Annotated in this window: 13 protein-coding genes; 7 read left to right on the forward strand and 6 right to left on the reverse strand. The window is 39.2% G+C overall.

The window, feature by feature from the left end; all coding sequences use genetic code 11:
* Positions 1-62: 62 nt before the first annotated feature.
* Positions 63-818: an SDR family NAD(P)-dependent oxidoreductase gene (locus QNI29_RS08850; protein WP_231416138.1), complete on the reverse strand. Its 756-nt coding sequence runs from the start codon at positions 816-818 to the stop codon at positions 63-65.
* Positions 819-989: 171 nt separating this feature from the next.
* Between QNI29_RS08850 and QNI29_RS08855 the strand changes: the two genes are divergently transcribed.
* From QNI29_RS08855 to QNI29_RS08870, 4 genes are all read left to right on the forward strand, one after another.
* Positions 990-1,538, forward strand: coding sequence for an HD domain-containing protein (locus QNI29_RS08855; protein WP_231417547.1), 549 nt, complete (start codon positions 990-992; stop codon positions 1,536-1,538).
* Between the two features lie 211 nt (positions 1,539-1,749).
* Positions 1,750-2,187, forward strand: coding sequence for a YwpF-like family protein (locus QNI29_RS08860; protein WP_231416139.1), 438 nt, complete (start codon positions 1,750-1,752; stop codon positions 2,185-2,187).
* A gap of 372 nt (positions 2,188-2,559) precedes the next feature.
* Positions 2,560-3,924, forward strand: a complete 1,365-nt coding sequence (locus QNI29_RS08865; RefSeq protein ID WP_231416140.1) for a TrkH family potassium uptake protein — start codon at positions 2,560-2,562, stop codon at positions 3,922-3,924.
* 38 nt (positions 3,925-3,962) lie between these two features.
* Complete coding sequence (locus QNI29_RS08870; protein ID WP_231416141.1) at positions 3,963-5,936, forward strand: sensor domain-containing protein; 1,974 nt, start codon at positions 3,963-3,965, stop codon at positions 5,934-5,936.
* A gap of 46 nt (positions 5,937-5,982) precedes the next feature.
* Here QNI29_RS08870 and QNI29_RS08875 read toward each other — a convergent pair whose 3' ends face one another.
* On the reverse strand, positions 5,983-6,093 hold the full coding sequence (locus QNI29_RS08875) for a YjcZ family sporulation protein (RefSeq protein ID WP_231416142.1): 111 nt from the start codon (positions 6,091-6,093) through the stop codon (positions 5,983-5,985).
* Between the two features lie 64 nt (positions 6,094-6,157).
* Positions 6,158-7,903, reverse strand: a complete 1,746-nt coding sequence (locus QNI29_RS08880; RefSeq protein WP_231416143.1) for a B12-binding domain-containing radical SAM protein — start codon at positions 7,901-7,903, stop codon at positions 6,158-6,160.
* Positions 7,904-8,109: 206 nt separating this feature from the next.
* Here QNI29_RS08880 and QNI29_RS08885 point away from each other — a divergent pair, with 206 nt between their 5' ends.
* Genes QNI29_RS08885 through QNI29_RS08895 form a run of 3 tightly spaced genes read left to right on the forward strand, consistent with a single transcriptional unit; the run spans position 8,110 to position 11,926 of the window.
* Positions 8,110-9,597, forward strand: coding sequence for a phytoene desaturase family protein (locus QNI29_RS08885; protein WP_231416144.1), 1,488 nt, complete (start codon positions 8,110-8,112; stop codon positions 9,595-9,597).
* Complete coding sequence (locus QNI29_RS08890) at positions 9,594-11,081, forward strand: phytoene desaturase family protein (RefSeq protein ID WP_231416145.1); 1,488 nt, start codon at positions 9,594-9,596, stop codon at positions 11,079-11,081. The genes QNI29_RS08885 and QNI29_RS08890 overlap by 4 nt, the downstream gene beginning before the upstream one ends.
* Positions 11,078-11,926, forward strand: a complete 849-nt coding sequence (locus tag QNI29_RS08895) for a phytoene/squalene synthase family protein (protein ID WP_231416146.1) — start codon at positions 11,078-11,080, stop codon at positions 11,924-11,926. The genes QNI29_RS08890 and QNI29_RS08895 overlap by 4 nt, the downstream gene beginning before the upstream one ends.
* 46 nt (positions 11,927-11,972) lie before the next feature.
* Here the strand turns inward: QNI29_RS08895 and QNI29_RS08900 are convergent, their stop codons facing one another.
* The 3 genes from QNI29_RS08900 to QNI29_RS08910 are packed head-to-tail and all read right to left on the reverse strand — an operon-like array spanning position 11,973 to position 15,161.
* Positions 11,973-13,442, reverse strand: a complete 1,470-nt coding sequence (locus QNI29_RS08900; RefSeq protein ID WP_231416147.1) for a phytoene desaturase family protein — start codon at positions 13,440-13,442, stop codon at positions 11,973-11,975.
* Complete coding sequence (locus QNI29_RS08905; protein WP_231416148.1) at positions 13,439-14,551, reverse strand: glycosyltransferase family 2 protein; 1,113 nt, start codon at positions 14,549-14,551, stop codon at positions 13,439-13,441. Before QNI29_RS08905 ends, QNI29_RS08900 begins: the two co-directional genes overlap by 4 nt.
* Before the next feature lie 13 nt (positions 14,552-14,564).
* A complete protein-coding gene (locus QNI29_RS08910) occupies positions 14,565-15,161 on the reverse strand; it encodes a lysophospholipid acyltransferase family protein (RefSeq protein ID WP_255688199.1) in 597 nt (198 codons plus the stop codon).
* Positions 15,162-15,168 lie beyond the last annotated feature (7 nt).

Consider the following 15,168-nt stretch of genomic DNA (forward strand, 5'->3'; position numbering starts at 1 on the left):
TACCTGGTTGTCCAAGGACTTATAAGGATGATAAAAAGCCCGGGAGACTCCCGGACTCTTGATTAATGCTCGTAAATCATTTTTCTAGTCATTCCACCATCTACGACTAAATTTTCTCCCATTACAAATGAATTCTCTTTATCTGTTAAGTAGAAGCAAGCTTTGACGATATCATCAGGATGCCCTACCCGCTTAGATGGGTGCTGATTATGATCAATGTCGCGAAGCTCATCATAATGGGTCGTTTGAATCCACCCAGGACTAATGGCATTTACTCGAATTTGATAATCACTTAAAGACATGGCCATTGTATATGTTAAAGCTAATATGCCTCCCTTTGAAGCTCCATACGCTTCTGTATGAGGTTCTGCCATTGTTCCCCTAGTAGAGGCCATGTTTACGATTCTTCCATGTATCCCCTGATCTCTCCAATAGGTCGCTATGACTTGAGAAACGATAAAGACACTGCGTAAATTGGTAGCCTGGACGTCATCCCATTCAGATACTGACATCTCGAAGAAATTTGTAAAACGGCTTACTCCGGCATTGTTGATTAAGATGGTAGGACGGTGCCCGTCTTCTAATATGGAGGCAAAGCTTGAGCGAATAGAAGATTCGTCTCGTACGTCGCAAAAATAATAAGAAGCGCTTCCTTCTTCATCGCAAATTTCATTAACAAGTTTCTCGCCATTTCCTTTATCATTATCTAGTACAATCACATTTGCATCTTCTTTCGCATATGCATGAGCTAAAGACTTTCCTATACCATTACTAGCTCCAGTAATAACCACTGTGTCTTTTTTGAAATAATACTCCACGTTTTTCATCTCCTCGTTCTAACTACTACATTCCTATAATACCTTCACTGTTCTTTCCTTAAACGAAGTATTTGTTTATCGCGTCTGTATTTAGGTAAAAAAATAATACAAGGAATTGTCCGAACCCTAAACGTGTGGTATATTATTCTGAAAACAATCGGAGGGATTGCGATGAGAAAAGTAACATTAGTCGATTTATTTAAACACCATATCACTCGGAAATACCTTCGGCGTTCAGGTGTCCATCATGCTGTAACCGCAGCTCATTATGCTTACGAACTGGCGCTAGAAAGAGGAGTGGACGTTGATCAAGCATCGAAAGCTGCGCTTCTTCATGATATTGGACATTATGAATGGTATAACAATGATGGAGAATGGGATTACGACGATTATCGTCAAAATGATATTCATGCTATAAAAGGCGCTGAGCGGGCTCATAAACTTTTAATAAGATTGGGAGAAAACCGTGTCGCCGCAAAGCAAATATCTGTAGCCATTTTGCTCCATACGGACTCCTATTTACCGTTTGAATTAGATGGCAAACAGACTCCTTTACAAGAAGTGGTCACACTGGCTGATAATAAAGACGAGCAACCAAAAGGGATGCATCATTATAAACAGATGGAGATCAGTGAGGCTATCAGGCAGCTCCATCAATTGGATCTAAAGGTTGATCGTGTGCTGGCAAACGACCAGTACCCTGAAGAACAATCAGGGTAATAGACAAATGAGGTGCTCCGTCAATAGAGCATCTTTTTTGTTGGGTCTTCCTTAGGTAATCTTGCACACAAGTTCGACTACCCCTTTCTATGGAAAAAGAATGAGATATTTGTTATGTTACTAGTAAGAAGAAGTTCTTTAGGCCAATAGATATTTAAGAGTTGATACATATCATTTATTACCTGGAATGTGAAAGAAAGGAGGTCTATTATTGAAAACTTTTAAACTGATAAAATTAAATATCCTCAAGGAAAGTGGAGAGGATATCCAAAAAAGGTCGATCCCTCTTATTGATGGTTTGATAATAAATCGAGAAGATGATCAGAACCGTTGGATTATAGAAGCGTATTTGGACAAGCAGTATTTTGAAGAGTTCGAACATTACCAACAAAACGAAGAAGAAATGGTATTAGAAGCTAAAATTACGAAAAGTACAAATCACCCTGCTGTTTTCTTAGTTAAAGTTCTTGATGTAAATGAAATTGGGGAGCACTTTAACGTACTATTTATGGGCACCATTGTTGATCATAAGAAAGATCAAGTAGAGCATATGCTCCGACGGTTGATAGAAGAAGGCTACCAGGGAGAAGAACTGCTGAATGAATTTAAAAATAGAGTAGAACAGGCTGAGGCTGAAAACTCTGTATAATAGGAATAGGATACCCACTGCTTTAGTGGGTATTTTTTGTGAAAATTTTAAATTCCTCTAAGGTACTTGATGTAGCATATAAAACAGCTACAATAATAGATGCTATTATTTCTTAGGATAATGTCAGCGCTTCCTATATTTGTGGCTATAAATAAGTATGCTCTGATCATGATAAAAGTAGATAAGGTTTGTACAGACATTATAATAAATAAGAAAGTAGTTTAAACTATATTATATTTTAAAAAAGAATAGGAATTCTTCAAAAACCAACAAATTAACCGATATAAAGAAAGAATTCTCCTTTTCGTATTGGTATAATAGAATGAATTGCTGGTTTTAGAAGGGATTCTTGTAAGAAAAGGAGAAATTTGAATGTGGATCAGGCATCACAGCTTACGTTGGCTCAACAACTTATCTCCCGTTCAAATCATTGTTTTATTTTACGGATTTGCTGTCTTAACGGCATGTATATTGTTAGGACTTCCTGTCGCCCATCAAGACGGAGTTACAATTCCGTTTATTGATCTTGTTTTTACGGCCGTTAGCGCTGTTTCAGTGACAGGGCTCAGTGTGGTAGATATCTCCGAGACATTTAGTGTAACAGGCGTATTTCTACTCGCTTTTGTTTTGCAGTTTGGTGGTATCGGAATTATGACGCTGGGAACGATGATTTGGATTTTACTAGGTAAAAAGATTGGTCTTAAAGAGCGAAGGCTAATCATGACAGACCATAATCAAACGACGTTCCAAGGTATGGTGCGTTTAATTAAGCAGATTTTATATTTAATTTTTATTATAGAATTTTTAGGATTTATTATCTTAGGCGTTTACTTTATGCAGTATTTTCCTACCTGGTACGAAGCATTCTATCAAGGTCTCTTCGCTTCTATAAGTGCCACGACGAATGCAGGTTTTGATATAACAGGGCAATCTCTTATCCCTTATAAGGATGATTATTTCGTTCAGTTCATCCACATGGGATTAATTGTTCTAGGTGCCATCGGTTTTCCTGTTCTGATTGAAGTAAGAGAGCATCTTTTTGCTTCTAGTGAGGAAAGGAAATTCATGAGATTTTCGCTATTTACAAAGCTAACTACATTTACATTTCTTGCCTTAATTATCGTAGGGACGTTAGTCATTATATTACTTGAAATGAACTACTTCTTTGCTGATAAATCATGGCACGAGATTTTATTCTATGCATTGTTCCAATCCGTTACAACGCGGAGTGCTGGTCTGTCGACAATGGATGTCAATATGTTTACAGAGCAAACGCATATTTTTATGTCCGTACTTATGATTATAGGGGCTTCCCCGAGTAGTGTAGGGGGCGGTATGCGAACAACTTCATTTGCGCTCGTTATTATATTCCTGCTGACATATGCCCGGGGGCAACACCGGATTCGTATTTTTAGAAGAGAAGTTCATGATGACGATTTAATAAAAGCAGTAGTTGTAACGATGTTTGCAGCCATGTCTGTTTTTACCGCCGTCATTATATTAACAATTGCAGAAGATTTCAGTTTAACGCAAATCTTTTTTGAAGTGAGTTCAGCTTTTGGAACAACGGGATTGTCATTAGGAATTACACCTTATTTAACAACCGTTAGTAAAGTAGTCTTAATGGCGCTAATGTTTATAGGAAGAATTGGAATTCTCTCGTTCCTATTTACCTTTAAAAATGAAGAGAAAAAAGGAAACTATCACTATCCTACAGAGCGAATTATTATTGGATAGTCCTAAATTGCAGGGATTAGTTTTGGGAGGAATACGACATGTCAAACCCATCAAGTCAGTCAACCCTTCCCGTTCACTTGGAGCTCCTGGATCATTTCCAGGAGGCGCTCCTTTTTGTGGATGAGGATGGCGAGATCGTAGAGGGGAATCAAGCAGCTAAAGATCTCCTGGATCTTCCGGGCGGGCACCTATCGATCTTTTCCTATTTAGATTTTGAGCACTTAAAAGAGCAAGAAGGTGTTTATGTATCGACAGAGGTATGTGACGGATCAGCACGCCAGTTGCAAGCGAAAATGATTGGTGTAAAGGAGAATAACCGAAAGCTTTATTGTATAATGTTTCATTCTTCCTCTTTTTATGAACCCATTAGTGATTTAAAGAAACAGTTGGGCCAATTAATGGATTCGAGTCTTGAAGGAATCGTTCTACATGATAAAGGAATGATTGTGGAATGTGATGATACATTTGCAACTATTTTAGGTTATGAAAGTGAAGAACTGCTGCAAAAGAGTGTATTTGACATCGTAGACCCTAACCATTATAAGTTTCTGAGAGAGACGATTAACACCATTCCAAAAGAACCTTATGAGATAACAGCAATCTCAAAAGGAGGAAGCCGCATTCACTTAGAAGTCATGGCTCACCCTTATCCATATCATAATAAACTCTTACGCGGTGCTGTTATTCGTGATATTACAGAGCGAGTAGAAAATGAAAAGCGGATTGAGTTTATGGCTTATTATGATGAATTAACCGACTTACCGAATCGTACATATTTTTTGCAAGAACTAATGAGTGTGATTGACCAGGCTTATGAATCTGGGGAAATGTTCGCGGTTTACTTTATGGATATTGATTACTTTAAGCAAATTAATGACACAATGGGGTACGTTTTTGGAGATAAGTTGCTTCAGTCTTGTGCCCTTCGGTTAAAAGGTTTGCAGAATGAACAAACCTTTCTCGCTCGTATGGGCGGGGATGAATTCTTAATTCTTCAACGTCATGTGACCTCAAAAGATAAAGCAGAAATACTTGCTCAAGACATCATTAATCAATTCCAAGATCCTATTCAAATCGATGATTTTGAGTTATTTACGTCTGTAAGTATTGGAATTAGCTTGTATCCTGAAGACGGAAGGGATGCAAACGAGTTAATTAAACATGCCGATTCCGCTATGAATGTTATTAAAGAGCACTACAGAAATGATTATAAAATGTTTGAATCTTCTATTTCTAAAGATTTTAAGACGATCTTAACAATGGAAACAGAGTTACGGAAGGCATTGAAAGAGGGCCAATTTGAGTTACACTACCAACCTCAGAAGAACATTGTAACGGGGAGTATAGTTGGGGTGGAAGCGTTGCTGCGCTGGAATCATCCTAAGGAAGGGTTTATCTCACCAGGTACGTTTATCCCCCTGGCTGAAAAGACGGGATTAATACTAGAAATTGGTGAATGGGTCATGTATGAGGCTTGTCGTCAGAACAAACAATGGCAAGATGAAGGGTACAATCCAATCATAGTCGGGGTGAACTTATCAGCTAAACAATTTCATCAAAATGATCTTGTGGACCGGGTGGCGTCTATTCTTGAGAAAACAGGGCTAGATCCATCGTATCTGGAATTAGAAATTACCGAGAGTATGGCGATGAGTAATGAAGAGGATATTATACAAACGCTCGAAGGTCTGAGGGACTTAGGTGTTTATGTTTCCATTGATGACTTTGGTACTGGCTATTCTTCTTTAAAGTATCTGAGCCGATTCCCTGTAAATAAATTGAAGATTGATAAGGTATTTATACAAAATCGTAAACAAAACGAGGCGATTGTAAAATCGATTATTCATATGTCTCATTCATTGGATATGAAAGTCATTGCCGAGGGTGTGGAAACAGAAGAGCAGCTGACTTTCCTGAAGAATGAGAGCTGTGATGAAATGCAAGGTTTCTTCTATAGCAAACCTCTACCTCCGGCACATCTTAATACCATGTTTCAAAAACTAACCGTTTAACGCAAAAAAAGGCAGTCCCGTATTGGACTGCCTTTTTTATAAGGAACTAGCAGTAAAACGCTGCACCAACGATGATTAGAAGGATGAAAAGTACAACGATCAGCGCAAAGCCGCCTCCGTAGCCGTAGCCACCCTGGCCATATCCGCAACAATACATCCAAATCACCTCCTATCTAGTTCTATATATATGTGATAAGAGCTGAATTCGTATGGACGTATGCCTAGATTGTGTAAGAATTGCTCTTTGGAGAAGCGGATAAGAATTGCATTTGCTTTTCATTAGGACTATAGTAGGCTACTAAAAGATCGGAATGATTTACGATTTTTCCAGTTTTTAAATAATGATGTACATGGAATGGGACAGGGTCAATCATTGAGTGTTTATGGAGATCTCGTTTTGTGAACCTTTCTTTGTGATTGAGGTTGTCCCAAATTTCATTGTACATTTGTTGTTTTTCTTGTTTACTCCAATCATCTTGATGCCAAGTGGTTCTTGGCTTTTGATTGAAATTCCCGTAATAGTCCAGGTTCATAAGACCTTTTACAACCTCAATGTGTTGAGGTGCTTTTATTTGTATAAATTCATATAAGCGGTTGAATAGATCTGTTAACTGGTGACCGATTTTATTCCACTTTTTGTCGTGCCAATATTCACCGAAAGATTGGAAGAAGTCAAAAGGACTCTCAAATACTTCGTTTGTCACATAGTGCACCGTATGGTCCATAAAATGCTTATTCCAATACTTCTCTAAGATATCTTCGACTCGTTTAATCGCTGTAACCTCTGAAAATGATAAAACATGGTTTGAAAGCATCTCATAAGGTGAATGATCCATAAATTCATATTCCCACTTATGTGCATCTCTTCTGAGTCCTGTTCCTCTCAACATCTTTAAAAAGCCTAATTGTAACTCCTCAGGCTTCATTCGAAATACATCGTTAAAGGTTTGTCTAAAGGATGTATAATCTTCCTCAGGCAATCCGGCAATCAAGTCGAGATGTTGAACAACTTTTCCACCTTCGCGGACCATAGTAATTGTTCGTTCTAATTTCTTGAAATTTTGTTTTCGTTTGATTAATTCGTTTGTCTGATCATTAGTAGACTGAACGCCTATTTCAAAACGGAATAGGCCTGCAGGAGCATTCTCATTAATAAACGTTAAGACTTCAGGCCTCATAATGTCAGCCGTAATCTCAAACTGGAAGACTGTTCCTGGCCGATGATTATGAATCAAAAAGTCGAACATTTCTAGTGCATACTTTCGATTAATATTAAACGTCCGATCAAGAAATTTAATCGTTTTAGCCCCATGATCCATCAAATAGGTGATTTCGTCCTTCATTCTCTCAATATCGAAGTATCGAACTCCAAATTCTATCGAGGATAGACAGAACTGGCAAGTGAACGGGCACCCTCTACTTGTTTCTACATAAGTTATACGTTTCGATAAATCTTTTTGGTCTTCTTCAAATCGAAAGGGTGAAGGAATTTCATTTAACGGAAACTTGGGTGAAGGTCCTGTTTCATGAACCTCACCTTGGTCTCTAAATGTTAAACCCGGAATGCTGTGAAGAGGGGTGTTTGCTTCAACGGCATTCAAGACCTTCTTAAACGTTTGCTCCCCTTCTCCCCGAACGATAATGTCGACTTCTTGAATGCGATCCATCCAATAGTCGCTATCATAGCTTACTTCGGGTCCGCCTAAGACAATAACGACATGAGGCATTACTTTTTTCAAGATCGACAAGACTGGTATGGTTTCTTCTATATTCCAAATGTAGCAACTAAAACCCACGACATCAGGGGCTTCTTCATATATAGAACTAGCAATTGAAAGGGCAGGATCGTTAATTGTGAACTCGCGCATCTTAACATCATATTCGGGTTGAGCAGCTGCTTTTAGATAACGAATAGAAAGGGATGTATGAATATATTTTGCGTTCAAAGTAGAAACCATTACGTTCATTATACGGACACTCCTCTAAATTTTTCCTAATCAAATTTTACCATAAGTGGCTGAGAAGAAGGGGAAATACCGAGTGATTCTGTTTCTAAGGTAGAAAGAGAGTAGTGTTCAGGCCCAATTTTCATAATGAAACAGTTTAAAATTGCGGTTCTAGGGAATTGGTTGTATAATGAATGTACAATAAATGTATAACGGTGGGTGAAGATATGAAAAAAATAGCCATTATAGGCGCCGGGCCAGGAGGTTTGGCTTCAGCAATGCTCTTAACAGCGAAAGGATATGACGTTCATGTGTATGAGAAACATAGCGTTGTTGGAGGTAGAAATGCAAAATTAAAACTAGGAGACTATCAGTTTGATGTGGGACCTACATTTTTCAGCATGCCCCATATATTAGAAGAGTTATTTCAAGCTGCGGGTCGAAACCTTCATGACTACATGGATTTAGTCGAACTCGATCCAATGTATGATCTTATATTTGAGGATCAACAGGTAACAATGTACCGAGATCCTGAACGGATGACGTCAGAACTGAGCCAACAATTTCCCGGCAGTGAAGAGGGCTACCATCGTTTTATGAATGAAACGAGAAAACGTATGAATGCTTTAATGCCAATGCTTCAAAATCGTCACCATCGACTTATAGATTATGTACGACCGAGAACCTTAAAAGCTCTTCCTCATTTAGCATTAGGGAAGTCACTCTATGATGTTTTATCTCAATATTTTGACGATGAGCGACTAAAGCTTGCGTTCACATTTCAGGCCAAATACTTAGGGATGTCTCCGTGGGAGTGTCCAGGCGCTTTTTCAATCCTTTCTTATATGGAACACGAATACGGTGTGTTTCACCCAATTGGTGGGGTGAACCAAATATCTGAAGCCATGGCAAAAGTGATTGAGGAATACGGAGGTCACATTCATTTAGATCGAGGCGTGTCCCGATTAATGACGAACGGCAAAAATGTAACAGGCTTGCAACTTGAAGACGGAGAAGTTGTTGAGGCTGATGAGGTTATTGTAAATGCAGATTTTGCTCAGGCAATGGATCAGCTTGTGGATCAAACTGCTCTTAAGAAATATAAGAGCGAGAATCTGGAAAAAAAGAAATACAGCTGTTCCACTTTCATGATGTATTTAGGCATTGATGGGGAGATAAATCTTCCGCATCACAGCATTATATTTTCGGATGATTATAAGAAGAATGTTGAAGAGATTACAAAGTCTCTTGACCTCTCAGATGACCCATCTATTTATGTTCATAACGCTTCCATCACAGATCCGACCTTAGCTCCGAAAGGGAAAACAGCCCTTTACGTATTAGCCCCTGTGCCGAACAATTTCTCAGAAATTGACTGGGACGAGGAGAAAGAAACATTTAGAGATCTTGTCTTAGATGTGCTAAAGGATAAAGGCGGTATTACCATTACTGAAGATCAAATCGAAGAAGAAAAGATCTTAACCCCTAAGGGATGGGAGCAAGACTACAATGTTTACCGAGGGGCTACATTTAATCTTGGGCACCAACTGTCTCAGATGATGTACTTCAGACCGCATAATCGCTTTAATGAATTAAATCACTGCTGGATCGTAGGAGGAGGAACCCATCCTGGAAGTGGACTCCCGACTATATTAGAATCCGCACGTATTACAGCGAATTGGTTAGCAGAAACAGAGGAGGTGAAACAAGCATGACTAGAAGCCTGGCAATCGTAGGAGGAGGTGTAGGAGGGCTTGTAACAGCTCTTTTACTTTCTAAAGATCAAAACTACGATATTACTATATACGAACAAAAAGACCATTTCGGAGGACGTCTCCAGTTTGTTGAGCACGAGGGCTATAAGGTGGATGAAGGGCCAACGATTGTGCTCTTGCCTGAGATGCTTCTCTCCATCTTAGAAGAGGGGGGCATTACAAGAGAAGAGATTCCCCTTGTTGCTTGTGACCCTCTTTATTCGGTTGATTATACAAATGGTGAACAAATGTTGAAGTTTCGAGATATTGAGAAACAGAAGCAGGAAATTGAACGCCTTTATCCTGGAGATGGTGAAGGGTTTGAACGGTTTATTCAAGATATGAAATGGCGATTTCATATGGGTCAACAGCATTTTTTGGAGCAACAATTTGTAAAGAAACGACAGTTCTTCACCCCTAAAAATATTCAAATGCTTGTAAAACTTAGAGCCTATCAACACGTAAAGAAAATGATGAAAAGTTACTTTAAGAGTGAACAACTCCAAAATACGTACGCCCTCCAGACACTTTATATTGGTGGGCATCCAGCAGAGTCTCCTGCGCTTTACTCTCTTGTATCCTATAGCGAACACGAACATGGTATTTGGTACTTGAAGGGTGGATATGCTAGTTTAGTTGATATTTTAATCGGAAAACTCAAGGAGCGTGGCGTCACCTTAAAGACAGGTAGCACAGTGGAACATGTAGGGGTGCGAAATCGACATTGTGATGGAATTGTTGTGAATGGTGATTGGAAAGCATTTGATGATATCGTGCTGAATGGGGACTTTCCTATTATGGATGAACTTCTTCCAAAAGAGAAGAAGTTGAACCGCTCTTATACTCCATCATCTGGTTGTTTTCTTGTTTATATGGGATTAGATCGTAACTATGATCAACCGTCTATTCACAAATTTATTATGAGTGATAACTTTGACCAGCATATGGCAGATGTGTTCCAACATAAGAAATTGCCTGAGGACCCTTCCATTTATACCTTTCATCCATCATTAGTAGATGATTCTCTGGCCCCTGAGGGTAAAGGGGTTCTATATACATTAGTACCGGTGCCTTCAGGAGAGGAATTAGATTGGGAGAATCATAGAGAATCATTTACCGAGATGGTATTAGACCACTTAGAAGCGAGAGGCTACCCGGGGTTACGTGATCATATTGAGTGGATCAAGATAAAAACACCGAAAGAATCTATGAGAGAAGGGTTGTTTGGAGGAGGGAGCTTTGGAATTGCCCCTACTCTGTTCCAATCAGGTGTATTCCGTCCACAACTTAAGCCCTATGAAGTAGACAATGTCTATGCAGTAGGTGCATCGATCCATCCAGGGGGTGGTGTTCCAATCGTTATGCAAGGTGCCAAACTTCTTTCTAATTACCTAAAAGATCATCATATGGTATACTACAACGTAAGTGAGGTGGTCGAAGGTTGATAAATGTTAATAACGCATACTCCCATTGTAAAACCATTATAGAAACGCATTCGAAAACGTTCTCTAAAGCCTTCTCTTTATTGCCAAAAAAGCAAAAAAGAGCCGTCTGGGCGATATACGCCTTTTGTAGAAAAGTCGATGATATAGTAGATGAAGGAAGTGCTCCAAAGAAAGAGTTGGATGAATTTGAAAGACAATTTCATAACTTTTTACAAGGAGAAGTGCCAGAAGATGATCCCATGTGGGTCGCTTTAGAAGATGTTTTCTCTTCGTTCACTATGGACCCTATTCCCTTTCAGGAAATGATTGATGGACAACGGAAAGATATTGATCCTCACGTGGTAGAGACTGAGGATGAACTGTTAACGTATTGTTATCAAGTCGCTAGCACAGTAGGGCTTATGTTGTTGCCTGTTTTAGCACCTGGCAAAGAAGCGGTATTAAGGCAAGGTGCGATTGATCTAGGAAAAGGGATGCAATTGACGAACATTTTAAGAGATATTGGGGAAGACTTAGAAAGAGAACGCCTCTATATTCCTACAACACTACTTAACACGTACGGTTATTCTTATGAACAACTGCGGGAGCATGAAATAAATGAAGCCTTTATTGAAATATGGGAGCATCTAGCGATGAAAGCAGAAATGTATTACGCAAGAGCTCTAGAAACGATTCATGAATACCCGCTCTATTCAAGAACCCCAGTAAAAGGAGCGGCTTATTTATATAAAGCGATCCTACCTTCGATTCGCGACAATCATTATCAAGTATTTAATGAACGGAATTTTGTAAGTGATGACGTGAAAAAGGGTATTCTATCAGATATTCAACTATTAAAGGCGTAAACCAATTTTGGTTTACGCCTTTTTAGGCTCATATAAATTATTCACTTTATGAATGTTTGTTATGAATGGCCCTAGCCACGTTTTGCCCACTAAGAACAACCATAGGGCTTCCGCCACCAGGATGAGTACTTCCTCCGGCAAACCAAACGTTTTTAATGTCTTGTGATCGATTAAAGGGCCGCAGGAAGGCGTCTTTTTTCTTATTGGCCGCTGGCCCGTATATAGATCCTCTAAAAGCACCAAAGTCTACACGTAAATCCTCAGGTGTATAGATTTTCTCGACCTGAATCTTTTCCCTTATAGAAAGTCCGAAGCGTTCTAGTTTTTTATAAATCACTTCTTTGTAAGCTTCAGGATCAATAGGTACCCGGTCTTTTCCTGTTGCGGGTGCATTGACTAATATAAAACAGTTATCTCCGTTTGGAGAGACAGTAGGATCACTTTTAGAAGAAGTGCAAATATAGATGGTAGGGTCACCAGGATATTCTCCGTTTTGTAGCTGTGTAAATTCCTTTTTGTAATTGTTTGAGAAGAAAAGGTGGTGATGGTGGAGTTGTTCCATCTTTCCATCAAGTCCTGCTAATATGACAAACCCTGATATAGAAGGTTCATACTCTCTAACCCTCTTATTTGTGAAAGAGGGGCGGTCTTCTTCTTTTACTAGGTTTGGATAAGCTTTTAAGAGGTCGCCGTTAATAATAATCTCATCTGCATGTATAAATTCTCCTGATTCAAGGTAAACCCCAGACGCTTCCCCGCCAGATGTTTCGATTCTACTTACCATTTTGTGGCCAAAAAGCTCTACCCCAAGGTGAAGAGCAGCTTGTACAAAGGCATCGGCGATTTTTGTATTTCCGCCTTCAACATAGTATACGCCTTCAACCAGTTCCAAATAAGCGATCATTGCAAATGTAGCAGGGGCGACGTAAGGGTTCGAGCCGATATAGGTGGCGTAGCGATCCAGGGCCTGAATCGTTTTTGGATTTTCAAAGTATGTATGAAAGAAGTCATGCATCGTCTGATTAGGTCTTACTTTTAAAAGAGCTCTTCCTAAGGAAGGAGATAAATAATCTCTAAAGCTTTCAAACGTACGGTGCAAAAAGTACTTATGAGACAACGTATACAAGCTTTCGATTTTTTTTAGAAATTCAGGGTATCTAGATGAGCCTTTAGGGTCTAACTTCTTTAGTTGTTCCTTCATGAATGAAGAAGAAGAAGAGAGGTCGAATACAAAACCATCAGGAAAGACATTTCTTGTATGATGTTCTATCTTCTTAAAGGAAATATAATCGGCAGGATTTAATCCGGCTTTTTTAATTGTTTCTATAAACACTTGGGGCATTGTAATGGTATTTGGTCCAAAGTCGAAATGGTAACTCCCTAAATCAATGGATTTCATTTTCCCACCAAAATGCTCATTCTTCTCAAATACTTTCACTTGATGCCCCTCAGAAGCAAGGTGAATGGCAGCGGAAAGACCAGCTAACCCTCCCCCTACGATCACAATATTCTTCATGAGTAAGACCTTCCTTTCCATGTATAGGCTTTTCCTGTTATAGAAGTGTACATAGATCGTGCTAAGACGAATACGAATAATAACGCTGACAAAGGCATGAAGAGACTATAACGGAGTAGAGTCCCATTCTTATAATCGACCCAAACCTTTTGCGCTATGCTTATAAGGAGAGGGAGGGAGAGCATACTATTCCCGCTCCAAATGCTATATACAAATAGTGGAGTCGGAACGATATACATTAGGGTATACCAACAAATAAGGAAAAAAGCAATCACTTTCGATTTATTGATGCCAATAAAGATATTTTTCGTAAATCCTTCAATAGCTTCTTGAATGGACTCGTACATATAACATGTAACATGAGAGGAGATATTGACAAGGAGCATTTTAAACCCATTCTTTTTTGTGACACGTGCTAAATGAACATCCTCTAAAAGAGAAGAATGAACGGATGCATGACCTCCAATTGATTCATAAGCTTCTTTAGTGAAGGCAATAAACCCACCACATGCAGCCGTGAAGGAAGGAAGCTTAGTTTTATTGGCTATGATCGTTGGGAGATGGGCATACACCACAAAATGTTGCAGCGTTACGAGTAATTGAGATAAGTGACTGCGATCGCCGTAATGAGGAAACCCGCTGATCATACCAGCATCATGCTTGGCCATTGTAGAAATCGTTCGTTCAATCGTATCCGGAGCTAGTCGAACATCAGCATCAATAAACAAGAGAAGATCCCCTTCAGCAAATTGACTCAGCTGATGACAGCCATGGACTTTCCCATTCCACCCTTCTGGTAATGGCTGGCCTTCTATAAGAGAGAACCTGGGATCATTTTGAATGGCTCTTTCTGTGAGAAGGCGAGTTTGATCGGATGATTGGTCATCTAATAAAATACACTCAAAAGATGAATAGCTGAGTGTTTGAAGAGAATGAATAAGCTCCTCAATATTTCTCTCTTCGTTTCGCATCGGAATGAGCACAGAGACAAATGGTTTTGGTGTACTTGACTCTGAGATAACGAATGGTTTTATAAAGGCGCTATTAAAAAGGATCCAGAGAAGGGCTATCGTTTGTAACCCAATGAATCCGAGTATGTAAATGGACAAGAGAATCCCCCTTTTAGAAGAGTGTGTGAAATTGATGTTTTTCGATTACTTCACGTTTTAATTCTTCTAATTGATCTGTACACAGTTTCTCTACATGTTTTGTTCGTTGCCGTCTGTTTTGCTCATTACCAAAGCTTGGCATGAGATTTTGTCCTAGTTTCACATAGACATTTGGTTTTCTTGTGCCTTCAAATGTATAGTAAAGGGAAACAGGGATCACTTGGATTTGTTTCGTTTTTTCGATAAGGTAAGAAGCCCCTGGCTGAAACCCAAGCGGACGAATTTCAAGCGGGCGTTCTTCTCCTTGTGGGAACATCCATACTGCTTTTTCGTTATCTAATAAGTCTTTTGCATAGTTTAAGGATGCAATTACGTCTTTAGGGTTTGAACGATTAATTGAGAAGGTACCAATTCGCTTAAAAATAGGAAAGGATTTAACGCCTTCTTCGTGCATCATTCCATAGCCATCCGCCTTTAGGAGATGCTTGTTTAATAGAAAGATAATTAATGGATCCCACCAAGCGCTATGGTTTACAAGAAACAGGGTGTGATTTGGTGAAGCAGGGAGGGGACCTGTATAGTGTAAATGATTGAAGTGAAACCGAAACATTCGTTTT

The organism is Pontibacillus chungwhensis (assembly GCF_030166655.1).
Classification (GTDB): Bacteria; Bacillota; Bacilli; order Bacillales; family BH030062; genus Pontibacillus.